The organism is Streptomyces sp. NPDC024687 (assembly GCF_055559055.1).
In genome coordinates, this window is sequence record NZ_JBVHLJ010000002.1 from 18,359 (window position 1) to 37,128 (window position 18,770).

The window sequence follows — 18,770 nt, forward strand, 5'->3', positions numbered from 1 at the left end:
TCGACTTCCTACGCCCACCAGGCTCGCGCGCGGCCTCCACCGGTGACAGTGGCGCGATCGCCACGGTTCAAAAGGATCGCGCCAAGGGCGGTGCGGACGCGGGGACGCTACTCGCCCCGGGCGAAAGTGCGCCGGTACTCGCTCGGCGTCGTCCCCAGGATCCGCTGGAAGTGCGTCCGCAGATTCGCGCCCGTCCCGAGGCCGACGTCGGTGGCGATCTGCTCGACACTCCGCTCCGACCGCTCCAGCAGCTCGCGGGCCATGTCGATGCGGGCCCGCATGACCCACTGCATCGGCGTGTACCCGGTCTCCTCGACGAAGCGGCGTGAGAACGTGCGCGGCGACACCGCGGCCTGCCGCGCCAGGACGTCGAGGGTGAGGGGCTGGTCGAGCCGGTGCAGGGCCCACTCCCGGGTGGCGGCGAAGCGCTCACCGAGTGGCTCGGGCACGCTGCGCGGCACGTACTGCGCCTGACCGCCGCTGCGGTAGGGGGCCGCGACCAGGCGCCGGGCCGCGTGGTTGGACGCGGCGACGCCGAGGTCGCCGCGCAGGATGTGCAGACACAGGTCGATGCCGGAGGCGGCGCCGGCCGACGTCAGCACGCTGCCCTCGTCGACGAACAGCACGTTCTCGTCGACGCGGACGAGGGGATGCCTCGCCGCGAGCGCTCTCGTGTAGTGCCAGTGGGTCGTGGCGCGCCGCCCGTCGAGCAGGCCGGTCGCGGCCAGTGCGAAGGCGCCGGTCGAGATGGCGGCGAGCCGGGCACCCCTGCCGTGAGCGGCGACCAGGGCCTGGACGACGGACGGCGGCGGGTCCTCGCGGTCCGGGAACCGGTAGCCGGGGATGAAGACGAGGTCCGCCCACGCGAGCGCCTCCAGACCGTGGGCGACGTGGTACGACAACCCGTCCCCACCGCTCACGAGCCCCGGGGCCGCGCCGCACAGCCGTACCTCGTACGGCATGCTCGCGCGCGTGGTGAACACCTGCGCGGGGATGCCGACGTCCAGGGGCTTCGCGCCTTCGAGGACGAGAACGGCGACGCGGCGAAGGCGGGAGGCTGACACGGGGACAGGCTACGCAGAGGTCAGGCGTCCTCGACGGTGGCGGTGACGGGCGTGCCGATCTCGACCGTGCGGCTGACCGTGCACAGGCGGTCGTGGGAGGTCTTCACCGCCCTGGGCAGGATCGTGCGGGCCCGGTCGGCGCCCTCGCCGTCGGGGAAGGCCACGGTGAAGGTGACCGCGAGGTCGGTCAGCCGGTTGCCGAGTTCGTCGTCGACCTTGTTGCCGCTCACCTCGACGGTGAAGGAGCTCGGCTCGGCGTGGCGGCTGGTGGCGAGGGCGACGTCGACCGCCGTGCAGCCGCCGAGCGCGGCGAGAAGCAGTTCGACCGGGGTGAACTCGGCGTCGGAGCCGGTGCCGAAACTGATCGTGCCGCCTCGGGTGTTGGTGGCGACGAAGTGGCCGGTACTGGTGCGTTCGACGGTGACGGACCGCGCGGAGTTTTCGCTCATGCCGAGGACATTAGCCGGGGGTGCCGAGCGGTGCCGTCAGCGCCTCCGTCAGGCGCCGGACGGCAGTCAGGTCGGGCAGGCCGCGCAGCTTGGCCACGGCCTCGCGACTCCCGAACGCGCGCTGCTCGGCGGTCACCGCCGGGTCGACCGCGCATTCGGCCTGTACGTACACGTAGTTGAGGTCCGTCGCGAACAGCATCGAGAAGGAGTCCGGGCCCTTGACCACCGCGCGGCCTCCGGCGTCCCGGTAGGCGCGCACCAGGCGCCGTGCCTCCTCGGCGTCGAAGCGGTTGCCGCCCGACCACACGTACACGGCACGGGCCAGTTCGCGCTCCGCCGAGACGGGCCCGGCGTTGTCCCAGTCGAGCAGGACCGGTCCGTCCGGGCCGACCAGGACGTTCTGCGGCCGCATGTCGAGATGGGACGTCACCACCTCACCGGAGGACGACGGCGAGACGTACCGGGCCAGCTCGACGGCGGTCGTGGCGACGAACCGGCCCAGTTCCCCCGCCCAGGGCAGGCCGGCCCGCTCCACCTTCCCGAGCAGTTCGGCCCAGGCGGACGCCGGGTTGCAGCGCTCGTACCAGGCGCTCGGAGTGCCGCTCGCGCCCTGACCGGCCCTGTGCAGAAGGGCGAGCGTACGGCCGCACCAGCTCAGGATCTCCGGGTCCGACGGGTCGGCCGCAGTGCCGTCGACCCAGTCGTACAGCTTCACGTAGGAACCCCCGGGGAGCCGTACGACGTGGGCGCCGGTGCGGTCGGGCAGGAGACGCGGTGCGGAGATGCCCAGCATCCCGGCCGCGTCGCGCAGTGCGGACTCGGCGCCGACGTCCGGCTCGTCCTTCTCGAAGAGCAGTTCCTTCACCGCCCACGCGGTGCCGTTCCCGGACAGCTTCCAGATCTGTCCCAGGGCACCGCGGGCGACGGGCGTCATCGTCCACTCTCCCGGGCCGAGCGCGTAAGCCTGCGCGATGAAGTCACTCGTGTTCCGCATGCAACCCCCCGCTACCGCCCCCCTGTTGACGAGAGCCTATCCGCAGCAACCCGAACCGTTCTCCAGACGGCAGAAGCACGACGCCTGCACCGGTACGTCGGCCAGCGCGGCGGCGACCCGCAGTTGCTGGGCGATGATGCGGGCCTCTCCTTCCTTCCCCCCGCGGACCAGGCACTCGTGGAGGCCGTGCAGCGCCCACACGTTGCCCGGGTGCTGGAGCGGGCGCGGGAGGGTGTCGTCGAGACCGAGGTCGGCGCGGTAGACGGCCTCGGCCTCGGTGACGCGACCCTGTTCGAGCAGGAGGGCGCCGTAGGCGTGCCGAGTCGGCTGCATCCAGCCCCAGGGCTCGTCGTAGGGGAGGTTGTCGTCCAGCTCGACCGATCGCTCCAGGGCCGCGAAGGCGGTGTCGAACTCGCCCTTGCGGTAGGCGAGTTCACCGTCCAGCATCGCCGAGGCGACGGCCAGGATGTCGGCGCACGTGTTGTTGAAGAGCATGCGGGTCTCGGGGACCTCGCCGACCGCCTCGTGGAACAGGGCGCGTTCGCCCTCCGCCTCCGTGATGCGGCCGAGGGCGGACCAGGCGACACCGCGGGCGTAGTGAAGCATCGCGGTCGTCACGCAGTACAGGCGGGGGTCGGCGGGCAGGGGGAGGTCCAGGATCTCCGCCCAGCGGCCGAAGCGGATCAGGACGTGGACGCGCATCGCGCGGAAGCCCTCCAGCCAGTCGGCCATGGGCGGGCTCTCCACCCGCAGCAGCTCCTCCGGGATCGACTCCTCCAGCTGGGCGGCGGTCTCCAGAGCGGTCTGCGACTGGCCCAGGAACATCGCGCCGTAGATCTTGAAGTGGTAGTTGTGCGAGCGGTAGAGCGTGTAGAAGTTCAGCGCTCCGGCCCGGGCGAGGTCCTTCTCGTCGGCGGCGATCGCGGCGCTGTTGTCCGTCACCACCCGCCGGTAGTCGCCGCACAGCACCTCCAGGTGCGAGGGCATGTGCAGCAGGTGTCCGGCGTCGGGCACCAGACCACGCAGCCGGTCCGCGACGGGCAGGGCCAGTTCGGGCGTGGGCGACATCTCCATGAGGTGGACGTACAGGTGCAGGACGCCCGGGTGGCTGCGACCGGAGGCGCCGGCGAGCGCCCCTTCCAGGACGGCCCGTGCCTCGCGGGTGCGAGCGCCGGCGGCGGGTTCGCCGGTGCGCAGGTCCCACAGCTGCCAGGGCGTGAGGTTCATCAGCGCGTCCGCGTACGTCGCGGCCACGTCCGCGTCGTCCGGGGCGAGTTCATGGACGGCGGCCATGCTGTCGGCGTACGGCACGTTCCACACCGCGCAGTCCTGGGCGGGCTCGGCCTGCGGGTAGCGGGAGCGCAGGGCGCCGATCAGAGCCCGCTCGACCGCGGTGGCCCGGGTGGCCGCCTTGTGGTGCGCGGCCTCGACGGCCGCATGGGTGCGCTCGACGGTCCGGGCCAGGTCCCGGTCGTCGAAGGACTCCCAGGGCTTGTTGTAGTTGGGGCCGAGCGCGTAGGCGATGCCCCAGTGGGCCATCGCGCAGTCCGGGTCGGCGGCGGCCGCCTTCTCGAAGCAGGCCACGGCCTCCTCGTGATGAAAGGCGTACGTCCACACCAGGCCGCGGTCGAACCAGAGTTGGGCCTCGGCGGAGTCGGTGGTGACGGGACGGCCGTGAGAGCCGAGGTCGTAGTACTCCATGCACGGCGATTCTGCCCGAAGAAGGGCCAGTCGGCCGCGTGGGAGCCGGTTCGTCGCCCGAACGAACGCAGGTGCCGGAGAGAGGACCTTGTGAAGCGGTCAGTTCTCTCTCCGGCACCTGTCGGGCGGTGCTAAGCCGTCACACACGGAAGATCTCGAGGAAGCTGCTCCAGAAGCCCTTCTTGGCCGGCTTCTGCGACACGGGTGCGGGCGCGGGCGCGTGGACACGCGCCGCCTGCTGGGGCTGCTGGACGACGGTCGGGCGGGGCGCGGTGGGCACGCCGTACGCCGATGCCATCCGGGTGGCCGGGGTGGGGGTGAACCGCACGGGGAGGGCGGCCAGGGCGCGGTGGAAGGGGCCGGGGCGCCAGTGCAGTTCCTGGGCCGGGACGCTCAGGACCAGGTCGGGCAGCGCGTTGAGGATCAGCTCGATGGCGGTGACCGCGATGACCTGGGCCGGGCTCTTGGCCGGGCAGGCGTGCGGGCCCGCACCCCAGGCGAGGTGGGCGCCACGGCTGTGGGCCTGGCCCGACGAGGCGAGCGCGGGGTCGCTGTTGGCTCCGGCGAAGCTGATGACCAGCGGGGAGTTCGCCTGAACCACCACTCCGCCGAGGTCGACGTCCTGGAGCGGGAAGTGCGTCGCGTAGTTGGCGATGGGCGGGTTGTTGAGCAGGACGTGGTCGAGGGCGTCCTCGATCTGCATGCTCGGCCCGTCCTCGCCGTCCCGGTCCAGGAGCAGGAGCAGGGCGTTGGCGATGAGGTTGCGCTCGGGCTCCACGCCGGCGCCGACCAGCATCACCAGCTGGTCCTTGAGCTCCTCGTCGCTGAGGCCGGCGGGGTGCTGGACCAGCCAGGAGGTGATGTCGTCACCGGGTTCGCGGCGCTTGAGGGAGACCAGCTCCATGAAGCAGGCGGTGAGTTCGTCGCTGGCCTTCAACGCGTCCTTGCCGTCGAACATGTCGGCCATCGCGCTGGTGACGCGGTCGCCGATGGCGGCGGGGCAGCCGAAGAGCTTGTTGATCATCAGCAGCGGCAGCAGCTTGGCGTAGTCGTTGATGAGGTCCGCCCGGCCCCGCTCGCTGAACTGGTCGATGAGGTAGGCGGCGATCGGCTCGACGTCGCGGCGGATGCGGGTGACGTTGAGGCGGTCGAGGCTCTCGGTGACCGCCTTGCGCAGCCTGAGGTGCTGGGCGCCGTCGGTGAACAGGCAGTTGGGCCGGTACGCCATCATCGGCAGGACGGGGCTGTCGAGGGGGACCCGGCCGTCGTTGAGGGCGGTCCAGCGGCGACCGTCGCGCGCGAACAGGTTGGGGTTCTGCAGTACGCGCAGGGCGGTCTCGTGGTCGACGACGAGGGTGGCGTCGACACCGGGGGCGAGTTCGACCGGGCCGGCGGGGCCGTGGGCCCGGAGGTAGTCGTAGACCTTCTGCGGGTCGGCCGCGAAGGAGCCGTCGTACATGGGGCATCTGGCCGCACCGGTGGCGGCCGTGTCGTGAACGTCCATGTGTGTCCTTTGGTGGCCCGGACCGTGCGGTCCGGGCGGGGGGTGGTGGTTCAGGCGGCGCGGTCGAGCAGGTGACGCACGAGGGCGATCAGGGCGCGGGCGGAGGAGCGCTGATCGCGGGCGTCGCAGTAGATGACGGGAGTGTCCGGAAGCAGGTCGAGGGCTTCACGGATCTCCTCCTCCTCGAAGTGGCTGGTCTGCGAGAAGGTGTTGACGGCGATCGCGTACTCGAGGCCGTACTCGTCGATCAGGTCGATGACCGGGAACGTCTCCTCCAGCCGCGAGGGATCGACCAGGAGCAGGGCACCGAGCGCGCCGCGGGCCATGTCCTCCCACAGCTGCATGAAGCGCTGCTGTCCGGGGGTGCCGAACAGGTACAGCACCAGCTCGTCGCTCAGCGTCAGCCGGCCGAAGTCCAGCGCCACGGTGGTGGTCGCCTTCTCGGGCGCCCCGCGCAGGTCGTCGACGTGCATGGACGCCTGGGTCATCTTCTCCTCGGTACGCAGAGGAGTGATCTCCGACAGGGACCCGATGAAGGTCGTCTTGCCCACGGCGAAGTGTCCGACCACCAGGATCTTCGCGGCGGTGGTCACGTCGGCGGAGACGTAGATGGAGCCGTTCGCCCCGGGGTCAGCCGATGTTGAGGGTTTCGAGTCCATGCAGAACCTTCTCGAGTATCGCTCGGGGGACGTGCTGGGCGGGGGCCGGTTCAGCGCGGCGCAGGAGGTGCCCCTGTTCGAATAAATCGGACAGCAGCAGTCGGGCCACGCCGACGGGCAGACCCAGATGACCGGCGACTTCGGCGACCGAGAGGTAGCCGCCCGAACACAGCTCCCAGATGGCCCGTACCTCGGGTCCGGCCCCGAGCGGCAGGGTCCGGTCGGGGGCCAGGCACACCAGGGTGTGCAGGGCCAGGTCGTCGTCGGAGGGGAGACGGCGGCCGCCCGTGATGACGTAGGAGCGGACGAAGTCGCTGGTTACCGGAGCGTCCTCGCCTGGCCAGGTCATGCGTCTGCGCCGGTGTGCTGGCGCGGGGTCGCGCTCATCGCCTTGGTGAGCGCGCCCACCGTCTTCTGCATCCTGATCGACATGGCCTCCATGTCGACGTCCAGGGCGGTCGAGACGGCGAGGTAGGAGCCGCTGCCCCCGGCGATGAGGAAGATCCATCCGCCGTCGAACTCGATCAGTGTCTGCTTCCACAGGCCCTTGCCGCCGCCCACGAAGGGGGCCACGCTGCGGCACAGGGACTGCAGCGAGCTCATCGCGGCGGCGTTGCGCTCGGCGTCGTCACGGACGATGCCGTCGGACCGCTGCATCAGCAGACCGTCCGCCGAGACGAGGATGGCGTGGCGGGCTCCGCGTACCTCGAGCACGTCGTTCAGCACCCACGACAGGTCGGGATTCACTGGTTCTGAGGTCCTTCCGTATTGTCCGAGTCCCGCCCGAGCAGGGTTCCGCGAGCGAATGCCTTGAGCCGTGAGGCGGTCTCCTCGCCGGCCGCGTCCAGGTCGGGCACCTCGGCCCTGGGCGTGGTGACCATGGAGACGGCGCCGTTGCGGCGGCGACGGCGCTTGGGCAGGCCGCCGGCCGTCTGTCCGACGACGAGGGAGGCGACCGGGGTCGGCTTGGCCGCCACGGGCTCCCCCTCCTGGTCGTCGAGTTCGACGGGCGCGGGTGCGGGCACGTCCGCCGTCAGGAGGTTCTCGGGCACCCGGATCACGGCACGCACACCGCCGTAGGGGGAGACCGCGTCGACGGAGACGTGGAACCCGTAGTGGGCGGCGAGCTTCCCGGAGAGGGCGAAGCCGAACTTGGGCGGGTCGCCGAGGCTCGTGATGTCCACGGATCCGCCGGTGGTCAGCAGGGACGCGGCGCGGGCCTTGGTCTCCTGGTCCATGCCGAGACCGGCGTCGTCGACGATCAGGCAGATCCCGGTGGGGACGGCCTGGATGTTGATCTCGACGGGGGTGCCGGGGGCGCTGTACTTGGTGGCGTTGTCCAGCAGTTCGGCCAGGACCATGGCGACCGGTTCGACCGCGCGGCTGGTGATCGCGACGTTGGCCTGCGAGTGGACCTTGACCCGCTCGAAGTCGCGGATCCGCCCCTGGGCGCTGCGGGCGACGTCGTACACCGATGCGTCCCGGTCACGCCGGCCGAGCCAGCCGCCACAGAGCACCGAGATGCCCTTGGTACGGCGGCTGAACTGGCTGCCGGTGTGGTCGACCAGCATCAGGTCGGCGAGGACCGCGTGGTCGTCGCCGTACTTCTGCTGGAGTCCGTCGAGCAGGGACAGCTGCTCCTCGGCCAGGGTCGCCAGGGTGCCCACGGCCGACTTCAGGGTCGCCTTGGTCGCCGACTCGGCGTCTTTGCGCACCTCTTCCAGATCCGCGGCGTGCCGTGCGCTCACCGACGAGTAGGTCGTCTGGAGCTCGGCGAGCTGACCTCGCACACTCGCCATGTCGCCGTGCAGTTTGTTGTTGTTCGCGCGGAGCTGGATGTTGGTTCTCCGTGCGCGCATCACTGCGAAAACCGCAGCGATGAGTACCACGAGCAGGACCCACAGGAGTGGATCTTCGAACAATGACGTCATGAGACTCTCTTCAAGTCGCCTCGCGTCGGGAGACTGACCGTGCATGGGACCCCGGACATGCCCGTCGCCGTACGGCGCGGACGTCACCGGCGGACCAACCGTCACTCCTTCACGATGGGGCCGTTTTGGCTGTCCCCGTACGCGCGTATGACGCGTCATCAGCCTACTGAAAAGTGTAATGATCTTATCAGCCGTCACGGTGTCAACAGGCGCACCAGGCACCACACTTGAGGACTCTCCATAAAGATCCCGCAAAGGACTCGTCCAGGCCGGGCGGGGGTGGTGGTCGCTGTGGCGGCGGTCCGCAGGGGATCCCCCTGTTCCGGCCGCTCGTTCATGATCGACGGCCGCAGCCTACCAAGCCCCTGAGAACGCTTTCTCTCGCTCACGCAAAAACTCGTTTGCGACCGCCGCGCCCGCCCCCGACCCTTGCCTCATGCCCTATCTCCTGCGCGCTGCCGCGCCCACCGACGCGCCGGCCGTCACCGAACTGCTCAACGAGATCGACCGGATCGAGATCGGGCGGCCCGAGACGGATCTGCACACGGTGGAGTCCGATCTGGGGCACCCCGAGACCGATCTCGAGCGCGACTCCTGGCTGGCCTTCGACGGACCGCGTCTGGTGGCGTACGCCCTGGTGTGGGACGACTCCAAGGGCGAGCGCATCAACGCCGACCACTATGTGCTCCCGGACCATCAGCAGGCCGGTGAACTCCTCCTGGAGGCGGTCGAGACCAGGGCGCTGGAGAAGGCCCGGGCGAACGGCGCCTCCCGGGCCGTGCTCCATCTGCACCTCAACGCGGCACCCACGACCGACCTCGCGCTGATACGGTCGCGCGGGTGGTCGGTCGTACGCCGCTACCACGTGCTGGAGCGGGCGCTGCGGTCCGGCGAGGACCTGCCGCCCGAGCCGCCCGCGGGCGTACGGGTGCGGGACTGCTCCGACGAAGCGGACCGGAAGCAGGCGTACGCCCTCGACCAGGCCGCCTTCGCCGAGCACTTCGACTTCCAACCGCGCCCGTACGAGCAGTGGCTGGCCGACATCCACGCCGACCGGCTCGACTGGTCCCTGGTGTGGCTGGTCGCCACCGAGGATCTCGGGGACGTCGGTTTCCTGATCGCCCGCGACGACCGCGAGGCCATGGGGTGGATCCGCAGCGTCGGAGTCGTCCGCGAGGCCCGCGGCCGGGGCCTCGGAGGGCTGCTGCTGCGGCAGGCCTTCGCGGCGTTCGCGGCCCGGGGGCGGGACACCGTCGGACTCGGCGTGGACACCGAGAACACCACCGGCGCCCCCGCGTTGTACGCGCGCAACGGAATGTCGGTCCATTACGCCGTCGACACCTGGGAAATCGTGGTGAGTTGACATCTGGATGGCCGCGGGAAATCGCTATTGATTCCTGCCGTGCAGCAATGCGCAGACGAAGTTCTCCTGAAGGGCGCGCATTCTTTGCAGCTGTTCCGCGTCGGAGGACCGGGTGATCTGAGCGGTGACCGAGAAGGTCAGTGAACGGCGCCCGTCCGGGGTGGCCGCGATCAATTGGGTATATCCGAGCGTGTTGCCGGTGTGCCCGAGGACGACACCGCAGCGCGTCTCGTACCGGAAGAGGGCCAGGCCCGCGGAGTTGCGTCCCGGTCCGGCGGGTTCGGACGCGCCGCCCTCGACCCATCGCCGTTGCTGTTCCACGACCGGCCCGCCGTACAGCCGTCCGCCGGCGTAGTTCCCGATGAAGCGGGTCATGTCGGCCGGCGTGGAGACGATGCCCCCGGAGGCCCAGACGCCCGACATGCCGATGACCTCGCTGACGTCCTCCGGGGTCGCGGGCCGGCTCACGTCGTAGCCGTGCAGATAGGGCTTCGGCATCCGATTGCCCTGCGGCAGGCTGGTGGAGTGCAGCCCGAGCGGCTCCTGGACGATTTCCCGCAGGAGTTCCTCGTACGGCCTGTGGGTCGCCGCCTGGGCCATGAGCGCTACGGCGATGTTGTCCGAGTTGGAGTAGCGGTACTGCGTGCCCGGCTTGAAGAGCAGGGGCTGGTCGGCGACGTAGTCGAGCAGACGCTGGGAGTCGAAGTGGTGGAGGGGGTCGGCCCGCAGCTGGTCGAGGAACCCGTCGCTCCGGGAGTAGTCGGGCAGACCGCTGGTGTGGTTGAGGAGTTGACGGAGCGTCACGGACGCCCATGTGTCGGGAAGTTGGGGAAGCCGCTCGCCCAGCGTGTCGTCCAGGTGCAGAGCGCGCCGGTCGACCAGGGTCAGGGCCACCGCCCCGCTGAAGGCCTTGGCCGTGCTCGCGATGCGCATGTGGTCGTCGGGACCGGGCCGGCGGTCCGTGCCGACCTCGGCGGCGCCGGCGCGCACGACTCTCGTCCCCTTCTCGGTCCGCAGGACGGCGATGGCTCCGGGCGGGCCTCCCGAGCGGCGCACGAAGTCGTCGAGCTGACGCTGAAGCGACTGGTCATCCGATGGATCGGCGCCGGCACCGGCCGTCGTCGGGGCCAGTGCGGCGAGGCAGACCGCCAGGACGGATGCCGCTCGCAGGCGGGGTCGGCGTAGAGACATGGGGGCTCCCGGAGCTGGGACGTCCTGGCCCGTCAGGCCGCGCCGGGAGCCACGGTCCCCTGCTTCCCGGACTGCCGCACATGGACCAGTGGCGGGGCCACGGAGTGGTGCCGTGAATTCACCCCGCCGGGATCAGCGGCCGCCCGTGTTCAGCTTGGTTTGAGGATACAACGACCTTTCCCGAGGCGGTCGCGGGGTAGGGTCCGAATTCGGTTTCCCAGACCAAGAGTAACCACGTCGATTTCGAGGTGCATGTCAGCAGTCGAGTGGCTGTCCGCCGGTGGAACCGCGCGGCGGACAGCCACTCCGCTTGTCATTCGTGCCGGTTGATCACATCGAGCGGCGGCTGGTACGTCGTAGGAGGACGAAACCGGAGATCAGGAGAATCGCGCCGAGTGCGGCCGGCCACAGCTGAGTGCCGGTCTCGGCGAGGCTGCTCTGGTTGCCCTGGGGTTCGGGCTGTGCGGCGACCGGGGGCTGGGCGACGGCAGCGGGGGCGTCGGTGGCGGTGTCGTCCTGGGGAGCGGGCTGGGTCGCCTGGTTGTTGCCGGTTCCGGTCGCGGTGCCCGTCCCGTTGCCGCTGCCGGTCTCGTTCTTGGGCGACGGGGCGGTCGTGCTGTGGGCGGTGGGTGAGCTGTAGGTCTTGGGCTCGTTGTCGGCCGGGGCGGTCGTCGGGCCGCCTGCGGGGGCTTCGGCGGTCTGCGTCGGCTGCTGCTGCGGCTCGTCGTTGTTTCCGGGGTTGTCCTCGGAGCCGTTGTCGCCGCCGTTGCCGTTGTCGTTCCCGTTCTCGTTCCCGTTGCCCGGGTTCTGGCTGGCGCCGGGGTCCGGGGCGGAGCCGCCACCGTTGTCGCCGTCACCGTTGTCGCCGCCGCCGTTGCCCGGGTCGTCCTGGCCCGTGCCCGCGCCGCACTGACGGCCGTCGTTGATGCAGCCGACCATCTCGTTCATCAGGTCCTCGTCGAAGACGTTGATGAAGTCGCCGTGGTCGGTGACGGGCTTGTGGAGCTGCTCCGGGAAGGAGTCGACCGCGAACAGCGGGGTCGTACGGCCGCCGTCGTTCAGGCTCGGCGCGTCGACGTCGTAGACGATCCGCTGGACCAGCTGCGGGATGGCCTCGAAGCCCTGCGGGCAGGTGCCGTCGTTCTGGGCGAACGCCACGTGGGTGCGGTGGTTGGCGCTGTCGATGTTGCGACCGTCCCAGCAGCTCTGGAACTTGAAGGTGCGCACCACGTCACTGCCCTGCGGGCACAGCGGGTACTTGTCCTTGAGCTGCCGGTCCTCGAACCCGGTGCAGCTCCAGGACGCGTTGGCGTTGGCGGTGCCGTTGACGAAGGCCTTGGCGTCGCCGGTGATGACGCGCAGCAGCCGCGGCATCGCGGTGACCTTGCTGCGCGGGTTGCCCACGAATGTCAGCGTCACCTCCTTGGGGGTGACGATCTCACCGGCGTTGCCCTCGACGCCGCCGCCGGGCGAGTTGGCGTCCTGCTCCTGCGTTCCGTTCTGGAGCCGGATCACGGGCCAGTAGTACGTCGACTTGTCGCCCTGGTCGACGCAGCTCGTCTCGGCGTTCGCCAGGTCCTGGTCGCTCGCGAAGGCGGTGTTGGACTGGTTGCCGATGTAGTCGTGGAAGTGGTGGGCGCCGTTGGAGACACCCGGGGCGACGATGACGTTGTCCGAGTTGAACAGGCCGTTCGCGTTCACACCACAGCTGGTGACGAACGTTCCGCGGGAGGCGTCGCCCTGAGCCTGCGGCGCCTGTGCGGTGGACGGAGCGCTGTTGATGTCGGCGTAGTCGGCGGCGACGGGACCGTTGCCCGCCTGCCCGCCGTTGCCCTGCTGACCACCCTGGTCCTGGCCGTCACCCTGCTGGCCGTCGCCCTGCTGGCCGTCCTGGTTCTGACCGTCGCCCTGCTGGTCTCCCTGGTCCTGACCGTCGCCCTGCTGCTGGTCCTGACCGTCGCCGTTCTGGTTCTCGGTCTCGCGCAGGGTGCAGTCGGCCATGTCGCCGAGGCCGTCCGGCTGCTCTCCCGCACCTTCGAGCGCGGCGCCGATGCGCTCGATCGTGGCGGCGCGGTTCTCCTGGAGCGGGTCGACGATACGACTCTGCGCGTCCTCGCGGTTCTGCACCGACGGGTCCTGGAGTTGCTGGTAGGCCTCGGCCACCTGCTGGTCCAGCAGGGCGAGTTCCTTGTCTACATCCGCCCTCGCCCCGTCGGGCACGCTGGTGAGCGTGTCCCCGACGTCCGGGCAGTCGATGGTGACGGCTCCCCACGAAGTCTGCTGCGGCGTGCCGCTCTCCGTGGCGGAGGCGTACACATTCGCCGCGACCAGGCCACCACCCCCCAGCATCAGGGCCACTGCGGCGAAGGTCGCACGTCGTGCGCCTGTCGGTCGTCTGCGATTGCTGCGTCCCACGGAAGTACTCCTGCGCGTGTCGGCTCTCCGGGCATGCAAATCCCTTGCCCCATACGGACGGCGGGCCCCCGGTGTTCAAGCGCCTCGGAAATTCACAGCACTCTCATACGGAACACCGGGTTCCATCACCCCCTCTCGAACCTCCTTGCAGGGAAAACGAGATGACTCGCACACATCTGCGCCCTTACGGTTCTCGTCATGAACGACACGGGCAGCGGGCGCCTCCTGAACGTGGTGGACGTCGAAGCCACCTGCTGGCCGGGCTCCCCTCCCCCCGGTGCGGTCGGCGAGATCATCGAGATCGGACTGACGGTGGTGGACCTGTCGACCGTCGAGCGCGTCGAACGGCACCGGATCCTGGTGCGGCCCGCCCGGTCCGAGGTCAGCGACTTCTGCACGGAGTTGACCGGCCTCACCCGGGAAGAGGTCGACGGTGGGCTGTCGTTCGGGGAGGCCTGCCGGCTGCTGGCCGCGGAACACGCCTCCGGGGCGCGGCCGTGGGCGAGTTGGGGCGACTACGACCGCCACCAGTTCACCCGGCAGTGCGGGGCCACGAGGACGCCGTATCCCTTCGGCCGCCGCCATGTCAACGCCAAGGCGGTCTTCACCGAGGTGCACGGACTGCGCAAGCGCCCCGGGATGGCGCAGGCGCTCGAGATCGCCGGGCTGCCTCTCGAAGGACGGCATCATCGCGGCGAGGACGACGCGTGGAACATCGCGGCGCTTGTCCTGCATCTGGCGGCGCGGGGCGGCTGGCCCCAGCAATGAGCGAGCCGGTCACCGAGCCCGACGGCACCCTCGTCGTGACCGCCGCCGTGACCATCCCGGTCCGGACGCCGACCGTCTACGAAAGTGTCGGCCGGTGATCGTGGTGCTCCCGCCTGCTGAGGTTGAAATGCCCCTGGCAACGACCGACGCTCCCGCCGACCGAGGGCCGCCCCGTTCCCTTCTTTCGCAGGCCAACCACCCACCGGCCCACGTTGACCCGTCCCCCGGCCGCAGGCCAACGCCTCCCCTCCCCCAGGGCGCCTGCCCACGTCCGACGTCCCGCCGTGTCGAAGCCCGACCCCCGGGTACTCGGGCCTCGCCGTCACGGCCCCTTCGGTGCGGGCCGTCCAGGAAGGGGGCACTGATGACGCAGCACGCCGACGACGACGTCGACCGCCACGGGGGCGTCGCCGGACTGCGACTGGCGACCGAGAGCGCCGCGGACGCGCTCGCCTCGAGTCTGCCTGTCGACCGCAACCAGGCAATCCTGGAGGCGGCCAAGCAGGTCGGGGCGATCCTGAAACGGGAAGGGCACCCGTTCGCGCTGGCGGGCAGTGTCGCCGTGTACGCCCACGGCGGCGCCCAGAATCTTCAGCACGACGTCGACTTCGCGATCCTCCCCGAGGACGCGCAGGCCGTGGCCGAGACCCTCAGCCAGGCGGGTCTGGAGGTCCGGACGCCTCCGGAGGACTGGCTGCTGAAGGCCGACTGCATGGGCCAGCAGGTCGACCTGATCTTCGAGCTGGCCCACCAGCCCGTCACCAGGGAACTGCTGGCGCGGGCCGACGAACTCTCGGTGGACTCGGTGCTCATGCCCGTGCTGTCCCCGACCGACCTGCTGCACAGCCTGCTGTCCGCGTTCTCCGAGCACCACTGCAACTTCGGTGCCGTCCTGCCGATCGCCCGCGCGCTGCGGGAGAAGGTCGACTGGGAGGCCGTACGCCGGGACTGCGGGGACGCGCCGATGCCGGACGCGTTCTTCTACTTCCTGGAACGTCTGAAGGTCATCGAGCCGAGGACGACGGAGGGACGGCCATGAGCGAGCCTCTGACGCAACACTCCGAGAAGAACGGCGAGAACGGCGAGAACATCGAGTACCGCGTCGCCCACCTGCGCGACCGGCTCGCCGCGGAGGAGCTCGGCGAACTGGGTGTCCGCGCGGAGGTGCGGGCCGGGGCGGTCGTGGTCACCGGCACGGTGCCGTCCGCGCAGTGCCGGGAGACCGTGCTGCGGACCGTCCGTGAGGAGCTCGCCGGGCTCGCCGTGCACACCGACGTGGTGGTGGCGGAGACCGCCACGCCCGATCATGCGGAGGAACTGCCGTGATCCGTGTCGCCGCCGTGGGGGACATCCACATGGGACTCGAGAGCCAGGGCGTGCTGCGTCCGGCCTTCGACACGCTGCCCGACTGCGCCGACCTGCTCCTGCTGGCAGGGGACCTCACCCGGCACGGCACGCCGGAGGAGGCCCGGGTGGTGGCCCAGGAGGTACGGGGCCTCCCGGTGCCGGTCGTGGCGGTCCTCGGCAACCACGACCACCACGACGAGCAGCCCGAGAAGGTCGCGGCCCTCCTGGAGGACGCGGGCGTACGGGTGCTGGAGGGCGAGGGGACGGTCGTGGAGTGCGGCGACACGCGCGTGGGCATCGCCGGCACCAAGGGGTTCGGCGGCGGGTTCGTGGGCCGCAGCGCCGGGGAGTTCGGCGAGCCGCTGATGAAGGAGTTCGTACGGTACTCACGGCGCTGCGCGGACGGACTGCGCACCGCGCTGGAGGAACTGGAGCGGCAGGGCTGCGGGACGCGGGTCGCGCTCACCCACTTCTCCCCCGTCGCCGACACGCTCGCCGGTGAGCCGCCGGAGATCTATCCGTTCCTCGGCAGCTATCTGCTGGCCGAGGCGATCGACACCGCGGGGGCCGACCTGAGCGTGCACGGACACGCTCACGCGGGCACCGAGCACGGGGTGACGGCCGGTGGCGTGCGCGTGCGGAACGTGGCCCAGCCCGTGATCCGGCGGGCGTTCAACGTGTACCACCTGCACGCCGACTGACGGCCAGGCCCTCAGAATCGGGCTCGGAAGCGGACTCAGACGCGGGCGCGGGCGGACGCCTGATCGTGGTCCTCCCACGCCTCGTCCCGCAGCTCGGGCCGCAACAGGACCTCCACCGCGGTGCGGGCCAGCGCCTCCGCCGCCGCGAGCATCACCTGCCGACCGCGCTCGGAACCGGCCGCGACGGCGAACTCGGGGGTGTGGTCCGAACCGTCCTCCTCCATGATCGCCACGAAGGGGTGGATGGCGGGCACCCTGCCGCTGACGTTGCCGACGTCGGAGGAGCCCAGGTAAACGCCCGGGGCGGGTGGTGTCATCTCGATGCCCGTGTCCGCCAGGTGCCGGGCGAACCGGGCCGAGAGCACCGTGCTGTCCCGGAAGTGCTCGTAGCGCGGCGTGGCCCGTTCCACGGTGACCGTCGTGCCGGTCGCCCGCGCCACCCCCTGGGCGCAGGTCAGCAGCTCCCCCGCCAGGTCCTCCAGGGCGGACGTCGTCACCGCGCGCAGCCCGAAGAGGCCCTCCGCGTACTCGGGGACGATGTTGGTCGCCCTGCCGCCCTGCGTGACGATGCCCTGCACGTGCGAGCCCTCGGGCAGCCTGCGCCCGAGCACGGCCAGCGTGTTGAACAGCTGGATGAGCGCGGCGAGCGCGTCGATGCCCTCGGTGGGGTTCCCGGTCGGGTGGGCGGCGCGGCCGCGGAACGCGACCCGGTACTGGGCCTGTGCGGTCAGCGGCGCCCACTGCCAGTTGTGCACACCGGGGTGGAACATCAACGCGGCGTCGACGTCGTCGAACACTCCGGCATCGGTCTCGGCGACCTTGCCTCCGCCGCCTTCCTCGGCGGGCGTGCCGATGGCCCACACGGTGCCCGCGTCCCGGTCGAGCACGGCACGGGCGGCCAAGGCCGCGCCCAGGCCGGCCGCGGCGATCAGATTGTGGCCGCAGGCGTGGCCGAGGCCGGGCAGGGCGTCGTACTCCAGCATCAGGGCCACCGCGGGGCGGGCCCTGGTGCCGGAACGTGCGGTGAAGGCGGTGGGGAGTCCGGCGACGTCCCGCCGCACCTCGAACCCCGCCCATTCCAGTTCCCCGCACAGCAGGGCGGCCGCCCGGTGCTCCTCGAAGGCGTACTCCGGGTCGGAGTGCAGCATCCGCGCCATGTCCCACAGCCGATCCGCCCGTGCGGCCACCTCTCCGCGCACTCGCGCGAGCACCTCGTCCACGGCGTCGGTCACATCGGCCTCCCAGCGGCGTCGTACGGCTGTGTCCTGGTGCGGGTTCCTTCCAGCGGGCCGCCTTACACCCGGGGCGCCGTCACCGGCTCAAACCGGTCGTCCCCGCGAGCGTCTCCCGGAGCAGCGCAGTCTCCGTACTGATCGAACAATCGTCCCCACGGGTTCCGGCAAGCCTGTGACCAGGCATAGAGAGTGCGGCACAGGGCACCCGGGGGCCGGAGGTGAAAGAACATGGGACACGGAGGAAACGTCATCGACGAGCTGGTGACCGATCACCGCGAGGTCGAGGAACTGTTCGGGAAGATCGAGGCGCTGGCACCCGGTGAGAAGGACCGGAAGGTGTACGCCGACCAGGTCACCATGGAGCTGATCCGGCACTCGGTCGCCGAGGAGGAGTACCTCTACCCGGCGGTGCGGGAACACCTGGTCAACGGGAACACCATGGCCGACCGGGAGATCGAGGACCACTCCAAGGCCGAGCAGCTCATGAAGGACCTGGAGAGCTGCGAGGCGGACGATCCCGAGTTCGACCGGCTCGTGGGCGAGCTGATGGGCGAGGTCCGCTCGCACATCGCCGAGGAGGAGGAGACCCTCTTCCCGCAGCTGCGGGTCGCGTGCTCGGCCGAGGAGCTGGACAAGCTGGGCGACAAGGTGCGCCGCGCCAAGAAGATGGCGCCGACCCGCCCCCACCCGTCGGCCCCGGACACACCTCCGGCGAACAAGCTGCTCGCTCCGGGGGCCGGTCTGGTCGACCGGATGCGGGACGCGCTCTCGGGCCGCGGCAAGCAGGACTGAGGTTCGGGAAAAGGAACGGCAGGGGCGTCGGCCGACGCCGCCGTACTCGCTCCTCCCGGCGCCCGCCGTCAGGCGACGAGCGCCTCGTCCGACCCGAGCCGGTCCAGAAGCTCGCCCCGGTGCAGCCCGGCAACCGGGGCGAGCAGGTCCGGGTGGCGGAGCAGGGCGGCGGCATTCCGGTCCGTCGGGTCCGGGGCGAGCAGACGACGGAACACGGCAGGTGAGCCCGTCGTGTGCTCGCCCTCCGCCAGGTCGGCGACCGCCCGCTCGGCCAGTTCGGGGTCGGTGAGCAGACAGGCCGCCCAGCTGGCCACGACCTCGTCCACCCAGGTGCGCCAGGCGTGCTCCTCGGCGCCCAGGTCGATGCCGGCGTCCGCGCCGGTGACCCAGTCGAGACGGGCGGAGCCGCCCGGGCCCGCCATGCCGACGAGCGCGGCGTCCATCGCCGTCGGGTAGCGCAGCCACGCGGCGACCGTCACGGCCTGCCGTGCCTGCACCTCGCACAGCGCGGCGGCCAGCGCGCCGCCCGCCGACGGGTAGGCACGGGTCAGCCAGTGCGCGGTCGCCGCGATGACCGGTGAGAGATCTGCTTGCACTGCCGGGCCGCCCGAGGGACTGGTGGAAGAGGGGACTGCGCGAACGGTAGCCCGCGCTCC

General features: G+C 70.8%; 19 protein-coding genes. 6 read left to right on the top strand and 13 right to left on the bottom strand.

The annotated features are described in order from the left end of the window. Window positions 1-107: 107 nt before the first annotated feature. The 9 genes from ACZ39I_RS06500 to ACZ39I_RS06540 form a co-directional block, all read right to left on the bottom strand. The gene (locus ACZ39I_RS06500) at window positions 108-1,064 is read right to left on the bottom strand and encodes a GlxA family transcriptional regulator (protein ID WP_467243347.1); all 957 of its coding nucleotides are present in this window, start codon (window positions 1,062-1,064) and stop codon (window positions 108-110) included. A 20-nt stretch (window positions 1,065-1,084) separates the two neighbouring features. Then, entirely contained in the window at window positions 1,085-1,513 is a 429-nt protein-coding gene (locus ACZ39I_RS06505) for an OsmC family protein (protein ID WP_467243348.1), read from the bottom strand. 10 nt (window positions 1,514-1,523) lie between these two features. Continuing rightward, window positions 1,524-2,507, bottom strand: a complete 984-nt coding sequence (locus ACZ39I_RS06510) for a phosphotransferase enzyme family protein (RefSeq protein ID WP_467243349.1) — start codon at window positions 2,505-2,507, stop codon at window positions 1,524-1,526. 36 nt (window positions 2,508-2,543) lie between these two features. Then, a complete protein-coding gene (locus ACZ39I_RS06515; protein ID WP_467243350.1) occupies window positions 2,544-4,208 on the bottom strand; it encodes a hypothetical protein in 1,665 nt (554 codons plus the stop codon). A gap of 139 nt (window positions 4,209-4,347) precedes the next feature. After that, a complete protein-coding gene (locus ACZ39I_RS06520) occupies window positions 4,348-5,712 on the bottom strand; it encodes a cytochrome P450 family protein (RefSeq protein WP_467243351.1) in 1,365 nt (454 codons plus the stop codon). 50 nt (window positions 5,713-5,762) lie between these two features. Further along, the gene (locus tag ACZ39I_RS06525; protein ID WP_352385127.1) at window positions 5,763-6,371 is read right to left on the bottom strand and encodes a GTP-binding protein; all 609 of its coding nucleotides are present in this window, start codon (window positions 6,369-6,371) and stop codon (window positions 5,763-5,765) included. Further along, window positions 6,343-6,720: a DUF742 domain-containing protein gene (locus ACZ39I_RS06530; RefSeq protein WP_007386762.1), complete on the bottom strand. Its 378-nt coding sequence runs from the start codon at window positions 6,718-6,720 to the stop codon at window positions 6,343-6,345. Before ACZ39I_RS06530 ends, ACZ39I_RS06525 begins: the two co-directional genes overlap by 29 nt. Next, entirely contained in the window at window positions 6,717-7,118 is a 402-nt protein-coding gene (locus ACZ39I_RS06535; protein WP_037713893.1) for a roadblock/LC7 domain-containing protein, read from the bottom strand. Before ACZ39I_RS06535 ends, ACZ39I_RS06530 begins: the two co-directional genes overlap by 4 nt. Continuing rightward, entirely contained in the window at window positions 7,115-8,302 is a 1,188-nt protein-coding gene (locus tag ACZ39I_RS06540) for an ATP-binding protein (protein WP_467243352.1), read from the bottom strand. The genes ACZ39I_RS06535 and ACZ39I_RS06540 overlap by 4 nt, the downstream gene beginning before the upstream one ends. Before the next feature lie 436 nt (window positions 8,303-8,738). On the opposite strand from ACZ39I_RS06540, the gene ACZ39I_RS06545 reads away from it, so the two are divergent. Beyond that, complete coding sequence (locus ACZ39I_RS06545; protein WP_467243353.1) at window positions 8,739-9,665, top strand: GNAT family N-acetyltransferase; 927 nt, start codon at window positions 8,739-8,741, stop codon at window positions 9,663-9,665. Between the two features lie 24 nt (window positions 9,666-9,689). Here ACZ39I_RS06545 and ACZ39I_RS06550 read toward each other — a convergent pair whose 3' ends face one another. Both ACZ39I_RS06550 and ACZ39I_RS06555 read right to left on the bottom strand, forming a co-directional pair. Further along, a complete protein-coding gene (locus tag ACZ39I_RS06550) occupies window positions 9,690-10,856 on the bottom strand; it encodes a serine hydrolase domain-containing protein (RefSeq protein WP_467243354.1) in 1,167 nt (388 codons plus the stop codon). A gap of 330 nt (window positions 10,857-11,186) precedes the next feature. Further along, entirely contained in the window at window positions 11,187-13,205 is a 2,019-nt protein-coding gene (locus tag ACZ39I_RS06555; RefSeq protein ID WP_467244347.1) for a DUF1996 domain-containing protein, read from the bottom strand. A 264-nt stretch (window positions 13,206-13,469) separates the two neighbouring features. Here ACZ39I_RS06555 and ACZ39I_RS06560 point away from each other — a divergent pair, with 264 nt between their 5' ends. From ACZ39I_RS06560 to ACZ39I_RS06575, 4 genes are all read left to right on the top strand, one after another. Then, on the top strand, window positions 13,470-14,039 hold the full coding sequence (locus ACZ39I_RS06560) for a 3'-5' exonuclease (RefSeq protein ID WP_467243355.1): 570 nt from the start codon (window positions 13,470-13,472) through the stop codon (window positions 14,037-14,039). Window positions 14,040-14,403: 364 nt separating this feature from the next. Then, window positions 14,404-15,078 carry a nucleotidyltransferase family protein gene (locus ACZ39I_RS06565; RefSeq protein WP_352385116.1) on the top strand — a complete coding sequence of 225 codons (675 nt, stop codon included), beginning with the start codon at window positions 14,404-14,406 and terminating at the stop codon, window positions 15,076-15,078. Beyond that, entirely contained in the window at window positions 15,075-15,365 is a 291-nt protein-coding gene (locus tag ACZ39I_RS06570; protein WP_467243356.1) for a BON domain-containing protein, read from the top strand. Before ACZ39I_RS06565 ends, ACZ39I_RS06570 begins: the two co-directional genes overlap by 4 nt. Then, the gene (locus tag ACZ39I_RS06575; protein WP_403655003.1) at window positions 15,362-16,087 is read left to right on the top strand and encodes a metallophosphoesterase family protein; all 726 of its coding nucleotides are present in this window, start codon (window positions 15,362-15,364) and stop codon (window positions 16,085-16,087) included. Before ACZ39I_RS06570 ends, ACZ39I_RS06575 begins: the two co-directional genes overlap by 4 nt. Before the next feature lie 35 nt (window positions 16,088-16,122). On the opposite strand, the gene ACZ39I_RS06580 is transcribed toward ACZ39I_RS06575, so the two are convergent. Then, the gene (locus ACZ39I_RS06580; protein ID WP_467243357.1) at window positions 16,123-17,319 is read right to left on the bottom strand and encodes an amidohydrolase; all 1,197 of its coding nucleotides are present in this window, start codon (window positions 17,317-17,319) and stop codon (window positions 16,123-16,125) included. A 231-nt stretch (window positions 17,320-17,550) separates the two neighbouring features. Between ACZ39I_RS06580 and ACZ39I_RS06585 the strand changes: the two genes are divergently transcribed. After that, window positions 17,551-18,114 (top strand): hemerythrin domain-containing protein, encoded by a 564-nt coding sequence (locus tag ACZ39I_RS06585; protein WP_467243358.1) that lies wholly within the window; start codon window positions 17,551-17,553, stop codon window positions 18,112-18,114. Window positions 18,115-18,182: 68 nt separating this feature from the next. On the opposite strand, the gene ACZ39I_RS06590 is transcribed toward ACZ39I_RS06585, so the two are convergent. Continuing rightward, window positions 18,183-18,710, bottom strand: coding sequence for a hypothetical protein (locus ACZ39I_RS06590; RefSeq protein WP_467243359.1), 528 nt, complete (start codon window positions 18,708-18,710; stop codon window positions 18,183-18,185). Window positions 18,711-18,770: the final 60 nt, after the last annotated feature.

Bases quoted from the DNA above. Each gene is read 5' to 3' on its own strand.
- ACZ39I_RS06505 (WP_467243348.1), bottom strand. From the start codon at position 1,513: ATGAGCGAAAACTCCGCGCGGTCCGTCACCGTCGAACGCACCAGTACC.
- ACZ39I_RS06555 (WP_467244347.1), bottom strand. From the start codon at position 13,205: ATGCTGGGGGGTGGTGGCCTGGTCGCGGCGAATGTGTACGCCTCCGCC.
- ACZ39I_RS06570 (WP_467243356.1), top strand. From the start codon at position 15,075: ATGAGCGAGCCTCTGACGCAACACTCCGAGAAGAACGGCGAGAACGGC.
- ACZ39I_RS06530 (WP_007386762.1), bottom strand. From the start codon at position 6,720: ATGACCTGGCCAGGCGAGGACGCTCCGGTAACCAGCGACTTCGTCCGC.
- ACZ39I_RS06585 (WP_467243358.1), top strand. From the start codon at position 17,551: ATGGGACACGGAGGAAACGTCATCGACGAGCTGGTGACCGATCACCGC.
- ACZ39I_RS06520 (WP_467243351.1), bottom strand. From the start codon at position 5,712: ATGGACGTTCACGACACGGCCGCCACCGGTGCGGCCAGATGCCCCATG.
- ACZ39I_RS06525 (WP_352385127.1), bottom strand. From the start codon at position 6,371: ATGGACTCGAAACCCTCAACATCGGCTGACCCCGGGGCGAACGGCTCC.
- ACZ39I_RS06540 (WP_467243352.1), bottom strand. From the start codon at position 8,302: ATGACGTCATTGTTCGAAGATCCACTCCTGTGGGTCCTGCTCGTGGTA.
- ACZ39I_RS06515 (WP_467243350.1), bottom strand. From the start codon at position 4,208: ATGGAGTACTACGACCTCGGCTCTCACGGCCGTCCCGTCACCACCGAC.
- ACZ39I_RS06550 (WP_467243354.1), bottom strand. From the start codon at position 10,856: ATGTCTCTACGCCGACCCCGCCTGCGAGCGGCATCCGTCCTGGCGGTC.
- ACZ39I_RS06510 (WP_467243349.1), bottom strand. From the start codon at position 2,507: ATGCGGAACACGAGTGACTTCATCGCGCAGGCTTACGCGCTCGGCCCG.
- ACZ39I_RS06565 (WP_352385116.1), top strand. From the start codon at position 14,404: ATGACGCAGCACGCCGACGACGACGTCGACCGCCACGGGGGCGTCGCC.
- ACZ39I_RS06545 (WP_467243353.1), top strand. From the start codon at position 8,739: ATGCCCTATCTCCTGCGCGCTGCCGCGCCCACCGACGCGCCGGCCGTC.
- ACZ39I_RS06560 (WP_467243355.1), top strand. From the start codon at position 13,470: ATGAACGACACGGGCAGCGGGCGCCTCCTGAACGTGGTGGACGTCGAA.